A 20,763-nucleotide genomic window follows, 5' to 3' on the forward strand; every position below is an offset into this window, starting at 1 on the left:
AAAAAATCTTTCTTCAACGGGTTTAGCTCAGTTTACTTACGACCGGTAATGAGTAGTATGTAGCCGCAATTTTCCACCTGGGAAATTGATCTTAAAACAGGATGTCTACCTCAAGGGGTTTACGATGAACAACGCTCTGAAATTCGCCGCCCTGGCTCTGGCCGCTGCTATGGCCACTGGTTGCAGCACCGCTAACAAGGAAAGCGAAGCTCGCCTGACCGCTACCGAAGACGCCGCTGCCCGCGCTCAGGCTCGTGCTGACGAAGCCTACCGTCACGCTGACGAGGCCCTGGCCGCCGCTCAGAAAGCTCAGCAGACCGCTGACGAAGCCAACGAGCGCGCCCTGCGTATGCTGGAAAAAGCCAGCCGCAAGTAAGCGCCTCGGCTGGAAAGGCGAGTGGCAACAGTCGCCTTTCCCGGAGCAAACAAAAAGCCCGCCATCTCAGATGGCGGGCTTTTTGTTTGTCTAACCGGCCGAGTGCGCTCGGCCGGTCGCGATCACAGGGTCTTGGCAGGCGCCTTGGCCACCGTACCGGTAACCATGCCGGCAGGCAGGTCGGCGATTTCCACCGGCAGGCCGTCCTGGCCCTGGACCACGTCCCGTACCGTGTTCCAGTTCACTGCGCTGTTGGCCTGCAGCAGGTCGTCACGTTTGATCAGCGCATTGACCACCGCGGCCTGACGGTCGATATCGGTCGGGTCGCCCTTGAGGTTGACCGGCTGATGGGCTTCCAGATAGAGCTTGCCCTGGCTCACGCCGAACTTGTAGGGCTCGTCGATGATGCGCACCGGCGTGCCGATTGGCAGCATGCCGACCAGTTCGGTGACGTTGAAGTTGTACATGCGGAAGCAGCCATGGCTGACCTGCATGCCGATACCGAACTTCTTGTCCGAGCCGTGGATGAGATAGCCCGGCAGGGTCAGACGGATCTTGTAGGGGCCAAGGGGATTGTCCGGACCGGGCGGCACCACCTTGGGCAGCGGATCGCCTTCGGCGGCGTGCTCGGCACGGATGGATTCCGGCGGATACCAGGCCGGATCCTTGATCTTGTCCACCACCTTGGCCACGCCGACCGGCGAGCCCCAGCCATCACGACCAATGCCCAGCGGGTAGGTGAACACCGAATGACCACCCTTGGGGTAGTAGTACATGCGGTATTCGGCGATGTTGATGACGATGCCTTCGCGCGGCCCGGGCGGCAGGATGAAGCGCGTCGGCAGCACGATCTCGGTGCCGGCGCCCGGCAGCCAGGCGTCCACGCCCGGATTGGCGGCCACCATCTCGGTGTAGCCCAGATCGTACTTCTGGCCGAGATCGGCGAAGGTGTCTTCGTAGGCGGCCTTGATGACCTGAACCTCGCCGACCACGTCTTCACCGGGTGGCGGCAGCGGCAACTCCAGTGCCTGCGCCGTACCCGCGCTCAACAGACCAAACAGCGAGAGGGAACCGACCAGGGTCGAAACGCGCGCGGGCATGGGATGAATCCTTGCAAGAAGCAAAAAGGTGACGGCGCGAATTGTACACGCCTCGATCGGCGTCCGGCAGGGCTTCAAAAGACCTGTAATGGATTCGGCAGGCCTCGTTTGGCACCCTGCAGCCGCTGCATGCAGGCCGGACAGAGGGTCTTGAGGCCGAGCGCCCGGCGATTCAGCGGATGCAAGCGGGGCCGCGCCGGCAACAGGGTGCCGCACAGGGTCCGGTCGGTGGGCGAGCCCAGCTCCAGCTGCCGGGCGACGATATGCACCCGCCCCTCGCGGCAGGCGAACAGGTCGAGCTGGGCATCGGGCTGGATCAGCTGATAGCCGTGCATGGACCGGGAAAGGCGGGACATCGGGATACTCCAGGGGCGGATCCGCCGGGCGGTAGATTGGCCGGACCGGCGGGGCGCGCAACCTTAGCGGAAAGCCCCGCCGGGGAAAAGTCCGACGTTCAGTCGCGCAGCAGCGGCTGCAACTGGGGCCAGGCGTTGTCCAGCAGACGTTGCTGGGCATTGGCCTGAGGATGAATGCCATCCGGCTGCATGAAGGCGGGATCGCCGCCCACTCCTTCGAGCAGGAAGGGCACCAGGGCCACCTGCTGGGCCTTGGCCACGTCGGTATACACCTGGGCGAAGCCGTCGGTATAGCGCGGTCCGTAGTTGGGCGGCAGGCGCATGCCCAGCAGCAGGACACGGGCGCCCCTGGCCTTGGCCTGCTCCACCAGGGCGGTGAGGTTGCGCTCGAACTGGGCCAGCGGCTGGCCCCGCAGGCCGTCGTTGCCGCCCAACTCGATGGCCACCACCGTGGGCTGATGATCGGCCAGCAGCTTTGGCAGGCGCGCCAGGCCACCGGCGGTGGTGTCGCCACTGATGGACGCATTCACCACCTGATAATCGAGCTTCTGCTCCTGCAGGCGCCGCTCCAGCAGCCGCACCCAGCCCTGGCCTTCGGCGAGGCCGTAGCCGGCGCTGATGCTGTCACCCACCACCAGCAGGGTGCGCGCCATGGCCAGGGGCGCCAGGGTCAGGCAAAGCACGGCCAGCAGCCAGGCAATGCCTTGGCGCAAAGGCGCACTAGACTTCGCCCGGCTTTTTGACTCTAACTCGCCACAGCCGCCCGCGTGCGGGCCCTTAGAATACGGCATCGGAATCCTCATGAGCGAAGTCATACTGCTGGCACGCGACCTTAGCAAGGTCGTCACGGGCGCGGAAGGCGCGCTGCCGATCCTCCAGGCGCTGGATCTGCAACTGGAGGCCGGCGACAGTTTGGCCATCGTCGGCAGCTCGGGTTCCGGCAAGTCCACCCTGCTCGGCCTGCTGGCCGGTCTCGACCTGCCCAGCGGCGGCGAGGTCCATCTCGCCGGTCAGCGGCTGGACACCCTCGATGAAGACGCCCGCGCCCGCCTGCGCGCGGAACGGGTGGGCTTCGTCTTCCAGTCCTTCCAGTTGCTGGACAGCCTCACGGCGCTGGAAAACGTCATGCTGCCGCTGGAACTGGAGGGCGTGCGCCAGGCCCGGGAACAGGCGGTGGCCCTGCTGGAACGGGTCGGCCTGGGCGAGCGACTGCGGCACTATCCGCGCCAGCTCTCCGGTGGCGAGCAGCAACGGGTGGCCCTGGCCCGTGCCTTCGCGCCGCGACCCAGCATCCTCTTCGCCGACGAACCCACCGGCAATCTCGACAGCCGCACCGGCGCCCACATCAGCGATCTGCTGTTCGAACTCAATCGCGAGCGGGGCACGACGCTGGTGCTGGTGACCCATGACGAACACCTGGCCGCGCGCTGCGCCCGCCAACTGCGCCTGGAAGGCGGTCGGCAGGTCGCGGCATGAGGCGCACAGGTATCCCCTTCGCCCGGCTGTTCGGCCTAGCCTGGCGCCAGAGTCTGAGAGAACTCCGCGCCGGCGAGATCCGCATGCTCTGCCTGGCGCTGGTGATCGCCGTCGCGGCCAGCGTCGCCATCGGCTACTTCACCGCCCGCCTCGGCGCGGGCATGGCAAATCGCGCCAGCGAATTCCTCGCCGCCGACCTGGTGTTGCTGGGCAGCGAACCGCCCCGTCCGGAACAGGTGGACGCCGGCCTGCAGCTCGGCCTCGAACACAGCCGCTCGCTCAACTTCAGCACCATGGCCGCGGGCGCCGACGCCCTGCAGCTGGCCAGCGTCAAGGCGGTCCAGGCCAACTTCCCCCTGCGCGGCGAGGTGCGCAGCGCCGCGGTACCGGACGGTCCCGAACAGCCGGGCGGCGCTCCGGCGCCCGGGGAGGCCTGGGTCGAGCCGCGCCTGCTGCTGGCGCTGGATGCCAAGGTCGGCGATCGCCTGGACATCGGCCGCAAGGCCCTCACCATTACCCGGGTGCTCACCTACGAACCCGACCGCGCCGGCGACTTCTACAGCCTGACGCCACGAGTGCTGATCAATCTCGACGACGTGGCCGCCACCGGGGTCATCCAGCCCGGCAGTCGGGTGCGCTATCGCGAACTCTGGCGCGGCGAATCCCAGGCACTGGCCGCCTATCGCCAGGCTCTCACCCCGGCCCTGGCCGCCAACCAGCGCTTCGAGGGACCGGGCGACGGCAATCGGCAACTGGGCAACGCCCTGGAGCGCGCCCAGCGCTATCTCGGCCTGGCCAGTCTGGTGGCGGTGGTGCTGGCCGGTGTAGCGGTGGCGCTGTCGGCCAATCGCTTCGCCGCGCGGCGCTTCGACGCCAGCGCCCTGTTGCGCTGCCTGGGCCTGACCCGGCGCGACGCCCTGATGCTCTACGGCCTGCAACTGGGGCTGCTGGGCCTGGCGGCGAGTCTGCTCGGCGCCCTGCTCGGCTGGCTGGCGCAGCTGGTGCTGTTCGAGCTGCTGCACGGACTCTTGCCGGCGCGCCTGCCGGCCGCCGGGATCGGTCCGGCGCTGGCCGGCATGGGCACCGGGATGGTCGCCCTGGTCGGCTTCGCCCTGCCACCACTGGCCGCCCTGGGGCGGGTCCCGCCACTGCGGGTCCTGCGCAGCGACCTGCAGCCGGTGCCCCTGCGCACCTGGCTGGTCTATGGCTGCGCCCTGTTGGCCCTGGGGCTGATCATGTGGCGACTGTCGCTGGACCTGCGCCTGACCCTGGCGCTGCTGGTGGGCGGCCTGCTCGCCGGGCTGCTGTTCGGCAGCCTGCTGTACCTGGCCCTGCGTGGCCTGCGCCGGGGGATACAGGGTGCGCCACTGGCCTGGCGGCTGGGGCTGGGCCAACTGCTGCGCCATCCGCTGGCGGCGGTGGGCCAGACCCTGGCCTTCGGCCTGATCCTGCTGGCCATGAGTCTGGTGGTGCTGCTGCGGGGCGAGTTGCTGGAACGCTGGCAGGCGCAATTGCCGCCCGAGGCACCCAATCACTTCGCCCTCAATGTCCTGCCGGACGAGCGCCAGGCCTTCGCCACGGCAGTGGGCAATCTCTCGCCCCACGCCAGTCCGCTCTATCCCATCGTGCAGGGGCGGCTGGTCAGCGTGAAGGGGCATCCGGCCCAGGAAGGCCTGGAAGACGACTCCCGCGGCGGCCGTGCCACCCGGCGCGATCTCAATCTGACCTGGTCGGCTGGGTTGCCGGACGGCAATCGCCTGGAAGCCGGTCAGTGGTGGGATGCGCTGCCCGCTGGCGAGCTGCCCGGCGTCTCGCTGGAAAGCGAACTGGCCCGCAGCCTCGGCGTCGGCCTGGGCGACACCCTGGGCTTCGTCATCGGTGACCGCCAGATCGAAGCGCGGATCACCAGCCTGCGGCAGGTCAGCTGGGACAACTTCCAGCCGAACTTCTTCGTCATCTTCGCCCCGGGCGCCCTGCAGGACGTGCCCTTCACCTACCTGGGCAGCTTCTACCTGCCGCCCGGTCACGACCGCGAATTGCTGAACCTGGCCCGGCAATTCCCGGCGGTGACCCTGCTGCCCATCGATGCCCTGCTCGACCAGCTGCGCAGCATCCTGCGCCAGGTCAGCGTGGCCGTGGAATTCGTGCTGCTGTTCGTGCTGGCCGCCGGTATCGCCGTGCTGCTGGCCGGCCTGCAGGCGACCCTCGACGAACGCATCCGCCAGGGCGCCCTGCTGCGCGCCTTGGGTGCCCGGCGCGAATTGCTGCAACGGGCGCGGCGCACCGAATTCATCCTGCTCGGCGGCGCCAGTGGCTTGCTCGCGGCGCTCGGTTGCGAGATCGTCAGCGCCCTGCTCTACCGGCTGGCCTTCGACCTGGACTGGCAACCCCATCCCTGGCTGTTGCTCCTGCCGGTGCTGGGCGCCCTGCTGGTCGGCACGGCGGGCCTGCTGGGCACGCGGCGGGCCCTTACCGCCAGTCCGTTACTGATCCTGAGAGAAAGCTGATCCATGAATCGCTACCGTCCGCCGCGCACCGCCGGCACGCCCCTGATCACCGCCTCCGGCGAAGCCCGGCTGCGCGCCGAACTCCACGAGCTGTGGAACGTGCGCCGGCCCCAGGTCACCCAGGCGGTGAGCGAGGCGGCCGCCCTGGGCGATCGCTCGGAGAACGCCGAGTACATCTATGGCAAGAAGATGCTGCGCGAGATCGACAGCCGAGTGCGCTTCCTGCGCAAGCGGCTGGAGAATCTCAAGGTGATCCGCGAGCGCCCGGCCGATCCGGGCAAGGTCTATTTCGGCGCCTGGGTCACCCTGGAAGACGATGACGGCGCCGAGAAGCGCTATCGCATCGTCGGCCCGGACGAACTGGACCTCCGGCAGAACCTCATCAGCATCGACTCGCCCCTGGCGCGGGCGCTGGTCGGCAAGGCGCTGGACGCGGAAGTCCGCCTGCAGACGCCGGCTGGCGAACAGCGCTGGTACATCGTCGAGATCGCCTATCCGGAAGAAGCGGGCTAGCGCCGCCGGGTGATCACGCCCTGCCGCGCCACCCGGGTCAATTCCCGCACCAGGGGTACGAGACCGGCCTGGCCGGGCGACTGCACAACGGCGAAGTCGAAGCTGTCGTCGGCAAAGCCACGCAGCTGTTCGGCGCGGTCGGCGAAGCGGATCTGCAGGGTACGGCTGTGGGGCCAACGCCTCGGCCAGCCTTCGAGATAGCGCAGCAGGGTGGGCTGATCGGGACCGCCGAGCAGGATGGCCGGATGACTGGCGAGCTTGCCCTGGGTCAGGGGGGTAAGGCGTAGCGGGAGCGGTAGCATGGACGAAATTCCGCCTCGTGGATCCAGCTGGGCGGTAGTACGAGGCCTGTTCCGTCCAGCGCTTTAGCGGTATTTGTAAGCGCCCCGCAAGTTGCTGTTTAAATCGGCGCAGGATCATCCTAGGGAGGGCCAGACCGCCCTGTCAAGCGGGCCTCAACCGTCTTCGCGGCGGATCGCCCTGGCGCTCGTCGCCGCCACGGCTGGTGCTTCCAGGCGCGCCCGTTCACGACTGAAGGCCACCCGGTACTTGTTGACGCTGGCCACGTAGTTGACCACCCCGATACCCACCTCCTCGGCGGCGATGCGTTCGACCTGGAAGAACCAGCGATCGCCGTCCAGGCCCTGTTTGCGCGCCTTGGCCCGCAGCGCCTGGACGCGCTCCGGGCCCAGGTTGTAGGCCGCCAGGGTAAAGGCGCGGCGCTCGCGCTCGGCAAGCCGCGGACTGGAGAAGAATTCTCGCCGCAGGCGCGCCAGATAGCGGGTGGCGGCCTTGACGTTGTCCTCGGCGGAATGCAGGTTGCGTACCCCGACGCTGCGCGCCGCCCGCGGGGTGATCTGCAGCAGCCCCGCGGCGCGGCCGGCACCGCGGGCATGGGGATCGAGGCCGGATTCCTTGTAGGCCATGGCGGCCAGGGTCAGCCAGTCGAAGTCGTAGGCCTTGGCATAGCGCTGCAATAGCGGTCGCACCTGAGCCAGGCGCTTGCGGTCATGGGCCTGTAGCGGATCGCGCACCTGGTAGCGGCGCGCATAGGCCTGGCGAAAGGCCTTGTCGTCGTCGCGTGCCTGGGGTTGCCGGGCGAAGGCCCGTATCCGCTCGGCGAGCTGGTGCGCCGGGGCACGCAGATACCAGAGCTGCGCCTGGTCATGGGCCACCACTACCCGATCGGCGACCCGCAGGCGCGACAGCACCCGTGTCCAGCGATGCGCCAGGCCGGATTCGACGACGCTGAGCGGATAGATGCCGGCCTGGGTCAGTTCCAGGACATCTTCCACCGCCAGGGTCGGATCGGCCCACTCGATCTGCACCGGCCGCAATCTGCGCTTCTCCAGCTGAACGTTGAGCCGTTCCAGGGCCGGGCCGGCCGCGCTGCCCTGGGGCAGCACCACCCGGCGCCCGGCCAGTTGTTCCAGATGACGTGGCAGGCGCTGGCCGCGTCCACCCACTACCACCAGGCTGGCGGGCGCCGCCACCGACGCGGCGATCAGGGCCGAATGCGGCGGTGGCAGCAGGGTTTCGCCCGGCGCCACCAGATCGCCCTCGCCTCTTTGCAGCGCCGCCAGGAGGTCGTCCTTGGCCTTGGGCACGAAGACCAGGCGCAGCGGCCGGCCGCCGGGCTGCTGCCGCAGGTAGCGGGCGAAGGCCTCCAGGCGCCGATACTCGATGCCCAGCGCCTGGCCGTTCCATTCGCCGGAGCTGTGCCGACTCTGGTTGACCAGGACGCGCAACTCGCCGGTACGCTCGATGGCAGTCAGGTCGCGGGCCGCGACATGCCGTGGTGCTTCGGGTGGCAGCGCGCCGAGCCGTGCCTGGGCGGAACCGGCGAGCAGGCAGCCGAGGATGACAAGGGTGAATCGAAACGGCATCCAGGACTCCTGACCTGGCCGGGACAGCGCCGATAGCACCCGGACTACGGATAGAATGATGGAACAAAGTCTGTAGAAGGTCCGCACCATGCAATTGATCGACATCGGCGTCAACCTCACCCACCCCAGCCTGCTCAAGGAGGTGGATGCGGTGATCGAGCGGGCCCAGGCCGCCGGTGTGATGCAACTGGTGCTGACCGGTACCACCCTGGAAGACAGCGAGAACGCCCTCAACCTCTGCCTGCGCCTGGATGCCGGCGAAGCCCTGTTCAGCACCGCGGGCGTCCATCCCCACGAAGCCTCGACCTGGAACGCAGCCGCCGCCAGGACCCTGCGTGACCTGGCCGGCCAGCCCAAGGTGCGGGCCTTGGGCGAATGCGGCCTGGACTTCAATCGCGACTTCACCCCGCGACCGCAGCAGGAGCGCTGCTTCGAGGAACAGCTGGCCCTGGCCGCCGAATTGCGCCGCCCGGTGTTTCTCCACGAACGCGACGCCAGCGAGCGGATGCTGGCGATCCTGCGCGACTATCGCGACCATCTGCCGGCCGCCGTGGTGCACTGCTTCACCGGCGAGCGCAAGGCGCTCTACGGCTATCTGGATCTCGACCTGCACCTGGGCATCACCGGCTGGATCTGCGACGAGCGCCGTGGCCTGCACCTGCACGAGCTGGTCGGACAGATCCCGGTCGGTCGGCTGATGCTGGAAACCGATGCCCCCTACCTGCTGCCACGCACCCTCAGACCCAAGCCGCGCCATGGGCACAACGAACCGGCCTTCCTGCCGGAGATCCTGCGCACCGTGGCGCGCCTGCGCAACGAAACGCCGGAGCAGACCGTCCTGCACACCACCGCCACCGCTCGTGCCTTCTTCGATCTGCCGGAGATCGCCGAGCCAGAGCGGGTGGAGGACTACGACTAGGCGCAGGACGCCGCTGCGCTAAAGTCGCGCAGGCCGGAGCCGTTAACCTCAGGGCTTGTTCCGCGGCGTCACCCTCCTCCCTGCAGGACGTTGACGCCAGTCAAGATCCGGGGCGCGCCGGCCTGCCAGGCTGTGCGGCCCCGCCGACTGGATGCCCCCTATGTTTGCCTGGCTGCGCGATATTTCCCTCAAGTACAAATTCTGGGCGGTCAATGCCGTCGCCTTCGTCACCAGCCTCTTGCTGGTGCTGTTCGCCATGCAGCTGGAAGTCTCGGGTCGCGCCGAACAGCTCAAGGCGGTCAAGGCCGCCGTGGGCGACGCGGCGGCCAGGCTGAGCGCCCCGACCTTCGGCGACATCTTTATCGCCCGGGCGCCGGAATACGCCCTGGCCGTGGGTGTGTTGATGCTGGTGCTGCTGGTGGCCTCGCAGCTCCTGATCCGCTTCATCCTCGGCAATCTGCAGCGCCTCAAGGACACCATGCTGCGGGTGGAGCGCGACGGCGATCTCACCGCCCGGGTCGAGGTGCGCGGGCGTGACGAGGTCGGGCAGATGACCCAGGCCTTCAACGCCATGCAGGACAGCTACACCCGCGTCGTCGGTACCGTGGCCGCCAGCGCCTCGCGCCTGGACGAAGGCGCCGGGCGCCTGGCCAGCGGCATGCAGGGCGTCCGTGGCGGCATGCACGATCAACAGCACGAGACCGACCAGGCCGCCACCGCGATCAACGAGATGAGCGCCACCGTGCAGCAGATCGCCGAGCACGCCGCCGGCACCCGCGACCAGTCCCAGGAAGCCGATCGCCTGGCCGGCGCCGGCCAGCAGGCGGTGGAGCGCGTCGGCCAATCCATCGCCGACCTGTCCCAGGGCGTGCAGCAGACCGCGGTGATGATCCAGGAGCTGGCCGAGAACAGCGAGCGCATCACCAGCGTGGTCAACGTCATCCACGGTATCGCCGAGCAGACCAACCTGCTGGCGCTCAACGCCGCCATCGAGGCGGCCCGCGCCGGCGAGGCCGGCCGTGGCTTCGCCGTGGTGGCCGACGAGGTACGCAACCTGGCCAAACGTGTCCAGGGCTCCACCGACGAGATCACGCGCATGGTCGACAGCCTCCAGGCCGGCACCCGCGATGCCGTGGAATTCATGCGCGAGAGTTCGCTCAAGGCCGACGATTGCGTGGTCCAGGCCGGCGCCGCCGGGCAGGCCCTGGCCGACATCACCGCCGCCGTGACCCTGATGCGCGACAGCAACACCCAGATCGCCGTGGCCGCGGAGCAGCAGGCCCAGGTGGCGGAAGAGATGAGCAGGTCGGTTGTAGGCATCCGCGATGTCACGGAAAGGACCATGCTGCTGACGCAGGAGTCGGCCAGCACCAGCACCGAACTGGCCGCCCTCGCAGGAACCCTGAATCAGGCGATCCGCCAGTTGCGCCTATAGCCTCCATAGCGAGAGCGCATTCGCGCGGTTGCCCGACAGGCGGCAAGATGCCCGCACGTTTTTGGAGAACCGCCATGCGCTCGGTCACCACCCTCACTTCCGCCGTTCTGTTGTTACTGGGCCTGGGCTGCATCGCCCAGGCACTCGGCAATCCGCATCCGCAACCGCTGATCCTGGCGGCCGTCGTCTGTCTGGTGGCCTTCGCCCTGCAGGAACCCGACGCCCTCCCCGTGCCTCAGTCGTTGCGCGTCTGACCCTCACGCAGCTGGCGTTTCAAGGCTTTCAGCGCCCTCGATAGCGCCGCCGGATCCGCGGGCCGACCGGCATAGCGCTGTGCCTGGAATTCCGCGGAGAACGCCATTATCGCCGCGCGTGCCGCCGGCAATTCGGCCATGGCGCGCCCGGCGAAGCTGCCGGCAGGCTCCCCGCCTTGCCGCTTTATCCCCTGGCGCGCCAGCAGGCGCTCGAACTGGCCGAAGCGCGTTAGCAGGGGATCGCGGGTCCGCTGCCAGGGCTTGAGCACCAGCAGCGCCATCACCCCGAGAACGCCCAGCACCACCACTGCCAGCAGCAGCCCCAGCCGTTGCAGCGAGCCCTCGCCGAGCAGCCGCTTGAACAGTTCGCCCTGGGTGTCTTCCTGGTAGTTGAGCACCCAGCGCTGCCAGCCGTAGTTGACGCGGTCCCAGCCCAGACGCAGTTCATTGAGCCAGGCCAGGTTGCGATAGCGATTGGCGGCGAAGGGATTGTCGGCGAGGAATTCACTGGCCGCGCCCTGGGCCGCCAGGGCCTCCTGCAAGCCGCGCTCGATCCGCTCGGGCGCTACCTGGGCGGTGGGATCGACGCTGATCCAGCCGCGCCCTGGCAGCCAGTATTCCACCCAGGCATGGGCATCGAATTGCTGCACCAGCAGATAGCCACCCGCCGCGTTGAATTCGCCGCCCTGGTAGCCCGCCACCACCCGCGCGGGGATACCCGCCACCCGCAGGGCAAAGGTCATGGCGCCGGCATAGTGGGCGCAGAAACCGCGACGGTTGTCGAAGAGAAAGGCGTCGATGGCATCGACGCTCGCCGTGGGTGGCTGCAGGGTATAGACGAAGGGCTGCTGGCGGAAATAGGCCAGGATCGCCTGGGCCAGGGCCTCGGGCGTCGACGCCTGGGTCTTGAGCTGGGCTACCCAGGCACGGGTACGCGGTTCGCCGCCACTGGGCAGCTGCAGCGCGCGCCGCTGGCTGGAGGCGGACAGCCGCTCCGGCTCGCGGATGGCCTGCGGCCAGCTGGAAACCCGGTAGAGCAACGCCTGGTCCACCGGGCGGCGGCGCTGCAGGTGGAAGTCGCTGGCCAGGCGCACGTCGCGCTGATCGCTGCGCGCCACGTCCAGGCCATAGAGCCAGGGCCGACCACTCGGCTCCATGACCACCTGATAATCCAGTTGGAGTCCGCGCGGCGTCCAGGCCGGTTCCGGACTCCAGGCCGTGTCGGGATCGACCGACCAGCGCGCGCCATCGAAGCGTTCGTAGGTGGTGGCCCGCCAGTAGAGATCACGCTGCGCAGGCCGGTCGCCGGCGAAGCTGACCCGGAACACCCGCTCGGCGGACCGCGACAGCTGGGCGATCTCCCCGGGCGCCATGCTGTCGCCCAGTCCGGTGCGCGCCTGGTCGCCCAGTTGCGGCAGCGACCACAGCGGACCGATGCGCGGAAACACCAGGAACAGCAGCAGCATCAGGGGCACCGCCTGCAGCAGCAGGGTACCGGCGACCTTCAGCGTCGCCAGCGGCCGACTGGCCAGGGCGCTCTGCTGCAGACCGATCAGCGCCGCCACCAGGGCGGTCACCGGCAGCAGGCTGTAGAGCGCGGCGAGCAGGCCGTCCTCGAACAGGTAGGCGATCACCACCGCGAAGAAACCCAGGTAGATCACCACCAGGGCATCGCGGCGACTGTGCATCTCGATCAGCTTGAGGGCGAAGGTCACCAGCAGCAGCACGGCACCGGCGTCCAGGCCGATGAAGGAGCCGCGCGACAGCCAGATGCCGCCCATGGTCAAGAGCAGCAGGCCGCCCTTCTCGATCCGCGTCGGCGCCCGCACCTGCATGCGGAACAGCAGCACCCTCCAGCCGGCGCACAAGGCCCAGAGTAATCCGACCCAGGGCGGCAGATGGGTGAGGTGCGGCAGGATCACCAGGGCCTGGGCCACCAGCAGCCAGATCAGGGCGATGCGCGGAATGGGTTGCGGCACGGCGGTGCTCATGTCGGCCGTCCGAACAGGGCCAGGGCCTGCAGCGCCGCGTCACGCTGGCTCTCGCCGGTGGCCGGCGCCAGCTCCACCCCGGGCAGGCGCAGGCCGAAGCGCAGCTGGCGGGCGCTGCAGTCCAGCACCGCCTGGCACAGCCAGGACAGCCGGGTCTCGGTGTCGCCATCGAGCACGCTGAAATCCAGCCAGAGTTCGCTGCCGGCCAGGGCGGTGAAGTCCTTGACCAGCAGGCCCTGCCCGCGGGAAAAGGCCTTCCAGTCCAGCCGCCGGCGTGAATCGCCGGGCTGATAGGGCCGCAGATCCTGGAAGTCGTCGGCGCCCTGTCCGGCCTGGCGCTGGCCCTCCTCGCCGCCGGCATCCTGGCCGCTGCGCAGTGGCGTCGTGGTCGCCAGGGGCTGCGGATAGACCAGGGCGCGCACGTCCAGGTCCAGCCAGCTCCAGGCAACGAACAGGCCGAGGGGAAAGCGGCTCTCCACCCGCAGCCGTCCGGGTCTCAGCCAGCCGCGGCTCGGCGCCGGGTGAAAGATCTGCAGGGCGACGCTCTCCTCCGCCGGTACGTCGCTGAGCACCAGCGGCTCGTTACGCCAGCCCAGGGCGATGCCCTGGTGCGCGCGGCCACTGCTCTCCAGGCGCAGGCGAAATCCGGCGACCTCCCCGGCGAACACCGGGCTGGCGCCGCCGCCGACCAATTGCAGGCCGGCCAGGTTGCGATAGGTGTGCAACATGGCCACCAGCGCCAGGGAAAACAGCAGGAAGGTCAGGCCATAAGCCAGGCTGTTCTGGTAGTTGATACCGGCCAGCAGCATCAGCAGCAAGGCGATGGCGAAGGCGCCGCCCTGGCGGGTGGGCAGGATGAAGATGCGTCGCTGATCGAGGATGATGCGATTGGCCGGCGGAATCCGCCGTGTCAGCCAGCCGTCTCGATAGCGCTGCCAGGCGCCGCCGGTCACAGCGCCGGGACTTCGCGCAGCAGCCACTGCACCAGAGCGCCGCCACCGTGCCCGGCAGGATCGGCGATGTCGCGCAGGCGATGTCCGGCCACCGCCGGCAGCACCGTCTGGACGTCCTCGGGCAGCACGTGGTCGCGCCCCGCCAGCAGCGCCCAGGCCCGCGCCGCGGCCAGCAGCGCCAGGCTGCCGCGTGGCGACAGGCCGAGGGCGAAGGAGGTCTGGGTGCGGGTGGCCTCCACCAGGCGCAGCACATAATCCACCACCGCCTCGCTGGCGTGGATGCGCGGCACCTCGGCCTGGATCAGCCGCAACTGGGCGTGATCCAGCAGGGGCTCCAGCCGCGGCAGTTGCTCGCGTCCGGAACCGCCGAGCAGCAGCGCCCGCTCGGCGGCGCGCCCGGGATAGCCGAGCGACAGGCGCATCAGGAAGCGATCGAGCTGGGATTCCGGCAGGGCAAAGGTGCCGCCCTGGGAGATGGGATTCTGGGTGGCGATGACAAAGAAGGGATCGGGCAAGGGCCGGGTGGCGCCCTCGATGGTTACCTGCCCTTCCTCCATGGCTTCCAGCAGCGCGCTCTGGCTCTTGGGCGTGGCGCGATTGATCTCGTCGGCCAGCAGCAACTCGGCGAATACCGGGCCGGGATGGAAGACGAACTGTCCGCTGTCGCGATCGAACACCGAGGTGCCGAGGATATCGCCGGGCAGCAGATCCGAGGTGAACTGGATGCGCTGGAAGGACAGCCCCAGCACCTTGGCCAGGGCATGGCTGAGGGTGGTCTTGCCCATCCCGGGCAGGTCCTCGATCAGCAGGTGACCCCGTGCCAGCAGGCAGGCCAGCGCCAGCCTGACCTGGGTTTCCTTGCCCAACAAAACGCCGTCTACCGCCTTGAGACAGGCGCTCAACCTATCGTGCATGCCCTGAGGTCTCTCGCCTTGCGCCGACCCGAGAAGGGATCGGCCTGCAGAACGAGAATAGCAGCACCTTTTGCCGGCGACCGCCGTCCCGGAGGTTTACCGCTTATTTCAGGGTGGCGAGGATCTCTTCCACGGCGCGGGCCGGATCGGCGGCGCGGGCGATGGGCCGGCCGATCACCAGGTAGTCGGAGCCGGCATCCAGGGCTTCGCGCGGGGTGAGGATGCGGCGCTGGTCGTCCAGGGCACTACCGGCCGGACGGATGCCGGGGGTGACCAGTTGCAGCGCCGGCTGCGCGGCCTTGAGCGCCGAGGCCTCCTGGGCCGAGCAGACCAGACCGTCCAGGCCGGCGCGAGCGGCCAGACCGGCCAGGCGCAGGACCTGCTCCTGGGGATCCACGTCCAGGCCGATGTCGGCCAGGTCCTCGAGCTCCATGCTGGTCAGCACGGTGACACCGATCAGCAGCGGCTTGGGACCGCTCATGGCCTCCAGGGTCTCGCGGCAGGCGGTCATCATGCGCAGGCCGCCCGAGCAGTGGACATTGACCATCCAGACGCCCATCTCCGCCGCGGCCTTGACCGCCATGGCGGTGGTATTGGGAATGTCGTGGAATTTCAGGTCGAGGAAGACTTCGAAGCCGCGCGTGCGCAAGGCTTCCACCACGCCGGCGGCGCTGGCGGTGAACAGCTCCTTGCCGACCTTGACCCGGCAGGTGGCGGGGTCGAGGCGGTCGGCCAGCGCCAGGGCGGCGGACGACGAAGGGAAATCCAGGGCGACGATGATGGGGGACTGGCAGGCGGACATGGGAGCTCTCGGCAAAACGGCAAAGGCCGGCATTTTCGCAGAAAAGCGCCGCCCCGGCACTTGGCCGCTGTCGGCATGCGCTCCCCTCCTTCAACTCGGCTTGAGCAATCGCTCGCGCAGCCAGTTGCCCGCCGGACCCAGCGGCCGCCGGCGCGACCAGACCACATCCACCGCCACCCGCTGCGGCCAGCCAGGAACGGCCAGTTCCACCAGACGGTCCTGGCCAAAGTTGGTCACCAACCAGAGCGGCAGCTCGGCCCAGCCGAACCCCTGCACCGCCATATCCAGCAGCAGCAGATAGTCGGGCGCCGACCAGCAGCGCCCGCGGGTGTCCGGCAGGCGACTGACCTGCTGGGAGGATTCAATCACGGTGCTCAGACGCAACAGGCGATAGGGCGCAAGGTCAGCCGTGGTGACCCGCGGCAGCGCCGCCAGCGGGTGATCGGCAGCCACATACAGGCCAAAGGTCACCAGGCCATCCAGGGTCGCCGCCTCGATGTCCGCCGGATAAGGCGGCTGACCCGCCAGCAGGCCCAGGTCCGCCCGCCCCTGTACCAGGTTGAGCACATCGGCGTCTTCGGCGATCAGGCATTCGAATTCAAGATCCGGATAGCGCTGGTCCAGCTCGGCCAAGAGCGCCTCATAGCGGGTGGGCTGGTAGGTATCGGAAATCACCAGGGTCAGGCGCGGCTCCACCCCGGCCGCGAGCTGGGTGGCGCGATTGGCCAGGCGGTCATGGGCCGAGAGTACGGCGCGGGCTTGGTCGAGCAGTTGCTCGCCGGCAGCCGTCAGCACCGGGTAGCGGCCCTGGCGATCGAACAGCGACACCCCTAGTTCGTCCTCCAGCCGGGCGATGCTCTCGCTGATACTGGACTGCCGCTTGCCCAACACCCGGGCCGCCGCACTGAAGGAGCCTGTCGCGGCTGCCTCGACGAATGCCTCGAGGGCTTCGGCATTGGGATACATATCGGCTCAACCTATGGATTCCATTTTGATCTCCCCAGCTTAACCGATGAGACTGAGGGCCTGTCCATTGTGGAGTCGTCTCATGTCCATTCCGCTCACCCAGCGTCCTGCGAGTGCTCGCGTGCTGCATGCCCTGCTCTTCGAAGGCCTCGCGGTGCTGCTCGCCACCCCGACCCTGGCCTGGCTGCTGGACCGCTCACTTGGGCACATGGGCCTGCTCACCGCGGCCTTTTCCGCCATCGCCATGCTCTGGAACCTGGTCTTCAACCTGGGCTTCGATCGACTGCAGGAGCGCCTGGGCTTCACCCGTGGCCTGGGTGTGCGGCTGCTGCACGCCCTCGGCTTCGAAGGGGGATTGATCGTGGTGCTGGTGCCCCTGGCCGCCTGGTGGCTGTCCATCGGTCTCTGGCAGGCGCTGCTGCTGGACCTGGGACTGATCCTGTTCTTCCTGCCCTATACCCTGGCGTTCAACTGGCTCTACGACCTGGGTTACGCCGCCTGGATCAGACGCACGAATGCGAACTGCCGGGCGCACTGACGGCCTCTCCCGTGGTCGAAGCGATATAGCCACTCAAGGAGAAGAAAGATGCCCTGGTATGCCTGGTTGATCCTGCTGGTTGCCATCGGCTCGGTGGTCGGCAGCCTGCTCATGCTCAAGGACACGGCGCGCAAGGTGCCCTTGACCGACGAACAGAAAACCAAGATCCGGCAGCGCAATGCCGAGATGGATGCCAAGGAGGCCCAGGACCGCTGATCGCGCTCCGGGTTGTCCAGACGAAGCCCTGCCGCGTCCCGTGCGGCAGGGCTTCGTGGTCTCAAGACTCCAGCGGGACCTTGGTGTTGACGTATTCCGGCACTTCCGCCAGTGGCAGGCTGCGCACCTGCTCGCGGGTCGGTCCCTGGCGCTTGGGTAGCGGCTCCAGGGACTGCGGCTGACCGCTCTGCAGGGCGCGCTCGATGGCCGCCAGCACGCGCACGTCGCGCCAGCCCTCCTCCCCGTCCATCTCCGGCTGGCGATCCTCGAGGATGCAATCGGAGAAATAGGCCGTCTCACCGCCGAAGTGATCCACCACCGGCGCCTTGAATTCCTCCGTCTCCCCGTCCACGGTCAGGCGATAGCCGATGGCGACGCCTTCGCCGAAACCGAAGCACGGCGACGCCTCGATCTCGCCCTTGCGGCCCACCAGCTGGAAGCGCTCAGTATTGGGGCCGCTGAAGCTGACGGAGAACGTCGCCAGCCGCTCCTCGGGAAAGCGCAGGGTCACGGTCACGGCATCCCAGGTGGTGATGTCGCGCCCGGGTGTCTGCACCCCGACGGCACTGACTTCGATGGGCTCGTCACCAAAGAGCGCCCGCACGGCGTTGAGTGGATAGGGCCCCATGTCGGTGACGGGGCCGGCCCAGAAGCCGCTCTGGGCGCGGTGATTGGCCGTGTCGACCGGCTGGGTGAAGGTCGAGGTGAACAGGCGCGGATCGCCAATCTCACCGTTGCGCACCCGCTCGATCATTTCTACCGTGCCCGGCTCGGAGTGCAGTCGATAGGCGATCATCAGCTTGGCGCCGGAGCGCGCAGCCGCCGCGTTGATCGCCTGGCATTCTTCCTCGCTGATCGCCATGGGCTTTTCCAGCAGGACGTGAATGCCGGCGTCCAACGCCGGTACGGCGAATTCCAGATGGCGGAAATTGGGCGTGGCCAGGTAGATCGCATCGATCTCGCCAGAAGCCAGCAGCGCCGGGAATTCTTCGTAGGTATAGCTCTTGAGACCGTACTTGGCGGCCAGATCCCGCGCCTTGACGGGATCGCCGGTGACCAGAGAGGTCATCTCGGAATTGCGGGTCTGGCCGACCCCGGGCATGAAGGCGCCCTGGGAAATCCAGCCACCGCCTACCACCGCATAACGAATCTTGCCTGTCGCACTGGGCATGGAACGCTCCCGAATCCGGGCAGACGTTGTGTCCGCCACCTGAACTGTCGGCAAGCGTTGCGGCGATGAAGTTCCGGACCGATGTTCAGCACGACCACCTGGCAGGCACGGACTAGCGCCGAAAGCGCAATTCGACCTCCGCCCCTTCGAAGTCGTCGCTGCGATCGCGACTGATTACCCGACCGCCGAGTTCAAAACGACCGGGGTCGCCTTCCTTGCGAAACAGCTGGGGCAGCAGACCCGCCTCGGCGACGTTGTTGTCGGCCTTGCCCGAGCCCAGGCGGCGAGCGCTCACCGACGGGGACGCCGCCGCTTCACCGGGCACACTGAGGTCGAGCGGATGGATGAGAGCCGGCGCCGGCTTGGGCACGGCAGGCTTCTTGAGCTGGCTGTTCCTAGCCAGGTCCTGTTTCTTGGGTGGCGGTGCAGGCAGCACGAAGGCCCTGGTCGGGAGCGGGTCCAGGCGGTAGGCGCGCAGATCGGCGGCGCTGCCCTGGGGCCCGGTTGCCATCGATGACTTCGGCGCCTCTGGCGCTGACGCCGCTGCCGGAGGCGCCTTGGCCGTGGCGGGCGGTGACTCGTTATCGCAGCCCGCCAGTAGCAGGGTCACGGCCAGCACCGTCGTTGCCAGGTATCCACGCATAGGCTCACCACACTCAGGATATCGTCCCCGGAGCGAGGCACCAGGCGCGACAGGGGGCAGTCTCTACAACCGACTCCGCTGCCCCGTGGCGGGTTCCAGGCGTGCCGCTAGGCGGCCAGGCTTTCCTGGCAGAGCTGACGGGCGAGCAGCCCGAGGATCATCAGCGCCCGTTGAGCGTCGCGCCCCCAGGGCAGACCGCAATTGAGACGGATGCAGTGATTGAACTGGTCGGTGTTGCTGAAGATCATGCCCGGCGCGATGCTCACCCCCTGATCCAGGGCACGCTGGTGCAGCAGACGGGTGTCCACCCGCACCGGCAGGCTGACCCAGAGGATGAAGCCGCCATTGGGTCGACTCATCTGGGTGCCTTCGGGAAAGTGCTCCTGGATCGCCAGCTGGAAGGCGGTCATGTTGCGTCGGTATTCCTGGCGGATGGCCCGCAGGTGGCGGTCATAGCCGCCGTTCTCCAGATAGGCGGAGACCCCCATCTGGGTCACGCTGCAGGCGGAATGGGTGGTAAAGGTCTGCAGGCGGCAGATGTCTTCCTGGTAGGGCCCGGCCACCACCCAGCCGATGCGGACACCGGGCGAAAGGGTCTTGGAAAAGCTCGAGCAGTAGATGACCCGCCCCTGCTTGTCGAGCGCCTTGAGCGCCTTGGAGCCGCTGTCGTAGGTCAGCTCGCCATAGATGTCGTCTTCGACGATGGCGATGTTGCGCTCCGCCGCCAATCTGAGCAGCTGCTTCTGCCGCGCCTCCGGCATGCTGCCTCCCAGGGGATTGCTCAGCCGCGCGGCCACCACCAGGGCCTTGACCGGCCACTGGCTCGCGGCCAGCTGCAGCGCCTCCACGCTGAGCCCGGTCTCGGGATCGCAGGGAATCTCGATCACCTTGAGGCCCAGCACCTCGGCCAGCTGCAGCAGCCCGTAGTAGGACGGCGATTCGGTGGCGATCAGATCGCCCGGCTTGGTCAGCACCCGCAGAGACATCTGCAGCGCATCCACGCAGCCATGGGTGATCACCACCTCTTCCGGACCCACCACCACCCCCGCATCGCGCAGGCGGATGGCCACCTGGCGGCGCAGGGGCTCGTAGCCCGGACTGTGCAGATAGGAAAAGGCCGCGCGGGCCTGGAAACGGGTCACCTTCGACAGCTGCTGGTGCAGGGCCCGCAAGGGCAGGTAGTCGGGCTGGGGGACCGCCATGCCGAGGGGCACCACGCCTTCCCGCCGCGATTCCGCCAGCACCTGGTTGATGATGCCGGCGCGGGTCACCAGGCTGGGCCGTTCCACCGTGGCGATGTCCGGCGTCGGCGCGGTCAGCGCCGGGGTCTGGTGCACATAGAAGCCCGATTGCGGCCGGGCCCGGATCAGCCCCTGGTCTTCCAGGGTGGCATAGGCCTGCAGCACGCTGGCATGGCTGACGCCCAACTGCTGACTCAGCTTGCGCACCGAAGGCACCCGTTCGCCGGGCTTGTAGACCCCCGTGCGGATGTCGTTCGCCAGTTGCTGGGCGATGCGCTGATAGAGCAACAGATTGGTCATGGCGTCTTCCTGGACGAAAGCGGAACAGTAGCAGGCTACCCTGAAGGTATACCGGTACAGCTAGGCCTGACCTTAACCCTTCCCTTCCCGGGGCGGCAATGTCCAAAAACGACAAGGAACCGGCGCACCCCACCTTGACGCCAGCGGCTCTGCCAGAGGCCTTGCCGCACCCATGAAAAAGCCCGCCAAAGGGCGGGCTCTTGCAC

General features: G+C 68.1%; 22 protein-coding genes. 9 read left to right on the top strand and 13 right to left on the bottom strand.

What is annotated here, in order from left to right:
- Positions 1–124 precede the first annotated feature (124 nt).
- The gene (locus AABM56_RS16235; protein WP_059315705.1) at positions 125–376 is read left to right on the top strand and encodes an Lpp/OprI family alanine-zipper lipoprotein; all 252 of its coding nucleotides are present in this window, start codon (positions 125–127) and stop codon (positions 374–376) included.
- Between the two features lie 122 nt (positions 377–498).
- Here the strand turns inward: AABM56_RS16235 and AABM56_RS16240 are convergent, their stop codons facing one another.
- The 3 genes from AABM56_RS16240 to AABM56_RS16250 all read right to left on the bottom strand — a co-directional run bounded on the left by AABM56_RS16240 (position 499) and on the right by AABM56_RS16250 (position 2,485).
- A complete protein-coding gene (locus AABM56_RS16240) occupies positions 499–1,476 on the bottom strand; it encodes a L,D-transpeptidase family protein (protein ID WP_133862714.1) in 978 nt (325 codons plus the stop codon).
- A 74-nt stretch (positions 1,477–1,550) separates the two neighbouring features.
- The gene (locus AABM56_RS16245) at positions 1,551–1,832 is read right to left on the bottom strand and encodes a hypothetical protein (protein WP_007160562.1); all 282 of its coding nucleotides are present in this window, start codon (positions 1,830–1,832) and stop codon (positions 1,551–1,553) included.
- A gap of 98 nt (positions 1,833–1,930) precedes the next feature.
- The gene (locus AABM56_RS16250) at positions 1,931–2,485 is read right to left on the bottom strand and encodes an arylesterase (protein WP_178083933.1); all 555 of its coding nucleotides are present in this window, start codon (positions 2,483–2,485) and stop codon (positions 1,931–1,933) included.
- Positions 2,486–2,633: 148 nt separating this feature from the next.
- Here AABM56_RS16250 and AABM56_RS16255 point away from each other — a divergent pair, with 148 nt between their 5' ends.
- From AABM56_RS16255 to greB, 3 genes are read left to right on the top strand one after another with little or no spacing between them, the layout of a single operon-like run.
- Entirely contained in the window at positions 2,634–3,308 is a 675-nt protein-coding gene (locus AABM56_RS16255) for an ATP-binding cassette domain-containing protein (RefSeq protein ID WP_347883503.1), read from the top strand.
- On the top strand, positions 3,305–5,815 hold the full coding sequence (locus AABM56_RS16260) for an ABC transporter permease (protein ID WP_263259479.1): 2,511 nt from the start codon (positions 3,305–3,307) through the stop codon (positions 5,813–5,815). The genes AABM56_RS16255 and AABM56_RS16260 overlap by 4 nt, the downstream gene beginning before the upstream one ends.
- A 3-nt stretch (positions 5,816–5,818) precedes the next feature.
- On the top strand, positions 5,819–6,328 hold the full coding sequence (gene greB / locus AABM56_RS16265) for a transcription elongation factor GreB (protein WP_263259478.1): 510 nt from the start codon (positions 5,819–5,821) through the stop codon (positions 6,326–6,328).
- On the opposite strand, the gene AABM56_RS16270 is transcribed toward greB, so the two are convergent.
- Together AABM56_RS16270 and AABM56_RS16275 are read right to left on the bottom strand one after the other, a co-directional pair.
- Entirely contained in the window at positions 6,325–6,630 is a 306-nt protein-coding gene (locus tag AABM56_RS16270) for a hypothetical protein (protein WP_263259477.1), read from the bottom strand. The two genes, greB and AABM56_RS16270, sit on opposite strands and share 4 nt — an antisense overlap.
- 153 nt (positions 6,631–6,783) lie before the next feature.
- The gene (locus tag AABM56_RS16275; RefSeq protein WP_133862708.1) at positions 6,784–8,214 is read right to left on the bottom strand and encodes a transglycosylase SLT domain-containing protein; all 1,431 of its coding nucleotides are present in this window, start codon (positions 8,212–8,214) and stop codon (positions 6,784–6,786) included.
- 88 nt (positions 8,215–8,302) lie between these two features.
- Here AABM56_RS16275 and AABM56_RS16280 point away from each other — a divergent pair, with 88 nt between their 5' ends.
- From AABM56_RS16280 to AABM56_RS16290, 3 genes are all read left to right on the top strand, one after another.
- A complete protein-coding gene (locus AABM56_RS16280) occupies positions 8,303–9,133 on the top strand; it encodes a TatD family hydrolase (protein ID WP_133862707.1) in 831 nt (276 codons plus the stop codon).
- 160 nt (positions 9,134–9,293) lie between these two features.
- Positions 9,294–10,568: a methyl-accepting chemotaxis protein gene (locus AABM56_RS16285; protein ID WP_133862706.1), complete on the top strand. Its 1,275-nt coding sequence runs from the start codon at positions 9,294–9,296 to the stop codon at positions 10,566–10,568.
- 74 nt (positions 10,569–10,642) lie between these two features.
- Complete coding sequence (locus AABM56_RS16290; RefSeq protein ID WP_133862705.1) at positions 10,643–10,822, top strand: hypothetical protein; 180 nt, start codon at positions 10,643–10,645, stop codon at positions 10,820–10,822.
- Here the strand turns inward: AABM56_RS16290 and AABM56_RS16295 are convergent.
- From AABM56_RS16295 to AABM56_RS16315, 5 genes are all read right to left on the bottom strand, one after another.
- Positions 10,804–12,813 carry a DUF3488 and transglutaminase-like domain-containing protein gene (locus AABM56_RS16295; protein WP_133862704.1) on the bottom strand — a complete coding sequence of 670 codons (2,010 nt, stop codon included), beginning with the start codon at positions 12,811–12,813 and terminating at the stop codon, positions 10,804–10,806. The two genes, AABM56_RS16290 and AABM56_RS16295, sit on opposite strands and share 19 nt — an antisense overlap.
- A complete protein-coding gene (locus tag AABM56_RS16300; RefSeq protein WP_347883504.1) occupies positions 12,810–13,766 on the bottom strand; it encodes a DUF58 domain-containing protein in 957 nt (318 codons plus the stop codon). The genes AABM56_RS16295 and AABM56_RS16300 overlap by 4 nt, the downstream gene beginning before the upstream one ends.
- On the bottom strand, positions 13,763–14,680 hold the full coding sequence (locus AABM56_RS16305) for a MoxR family ATPase (protein ID WP_133862702.1): 918 nt from the start codon (positions 14,678–14,680) through the stop codon (positions 13,763–13,765). The genes AABM56_RS16300 and AABM56_RS16305 overlap by 4 nt, the downstream gene beginning before the upstream one ends.
- Positions 14,681–14,783: 103 nt before the next feature.
- Complete coding sequence (pyrF, locus tag AABM56_RS16310; protein WP_263259476.1) at positions 14,784–15,482, bottom strand: orotidine-5'-phosphate decarboxylase; 699 nt, start codon at positions 15,480–15,482, stop codon at positions 14,784–14,786.
- Positions 15,483–15,572: 90 nt separating this feature from the next.
- Positions 15,573–16,448 (bottom strand): LysR family transcriptional regulator, encoded by an 876-nt coding sequence (locus AABM56_RS16315; RefSeq protein WP_133862700.1) that lies wholly within the window; start codon positions 16,446–16,448, stop codon positions 15,573–15,575.
- Positions 16,449–16,530: 82 nt separating this feature from the next.
- Between AABM56_RS16315 and AABM56_RS16320 the strand changes: the two genes are divergently transcribed.
- Positions 16,531–16,986, top strand: coding sequence for a multidrug/biocide efflux PACE transporter (locus AABM56_RS16320; RefSeq protein ID WP_133862699.1), 456 nt, complete (start codon positions 16,531–16,533; stop codon positions 16,984–16,986).
- A gap of 48 nt (positions 16,987–17,034) precedes the next feature.
- On the top strand, positions 17,035–17,202 hold the full coding sequence (locus AABM56_RS16325) for a DUF2897 family protein (RefSeq protein WP_007160578.1): 168 nt from the start codon (positions 17,035–17,037) through the stop codon (positions 17,200–17,202).
- A gap of 61 nt (positions 17,203–17,263) precedes the next feature.
- Here AABM56_RS16325 and AABM56_RS16330 read toward each other — a convergent pair whose 3' ends face one another.
- The 3 genes from AABM56_RS16330 to AABM56_RS16340 all read right to left on the bottom strand — a co-directional run bounded on the left by AABM56_RS16330 (position 17,264) and on the right by AABM56_RS16340 (position 20,557).
- Complete coding sequence (locus tag AABM56_RS16330) at positions 17,264–18,373, bottom strand: Gfo/Idh/MocA family protein (RefSeq protein ID WP_133862698.1); 1,110 nt, start codon at positions 18,371–18,373, stop codon at positions 17,264–17,266.
- 112 nt (positions 18,374–18,485) lie between these two features.
- Entirely contained in the window at positions 18,486–18,884 is a 399-nt protein-coding gene (locus tag AABM56_RS16335; protein ID WP_347883505.1) for a hypothetical protein, read from the bottom strand.
- Positions 18,885–19,123: 239 nt separating this feature from the next.
- Entirely contained in the window at positions 19,124–20,557 is a 1,434-nt protein-coding gene (locus AABM56_RS16340; RefSeq protein WP_133862696.1) for a PLP-dependent aminotransferase family protein, read from the bottom strand.
- Positions 20,558–20,763 lie beyond the last annotated feature (206 nt).

Source organism: Pseudomonas aestiva (assembly GCF_039908605.1).
Classification (GTDB): Bacteria; Pseudomonadota; Gammaproteobacteria; order Pseudomonadales; family Pseudomonadaceae; genus Chryseomonas; species Chryseomonas aestiva.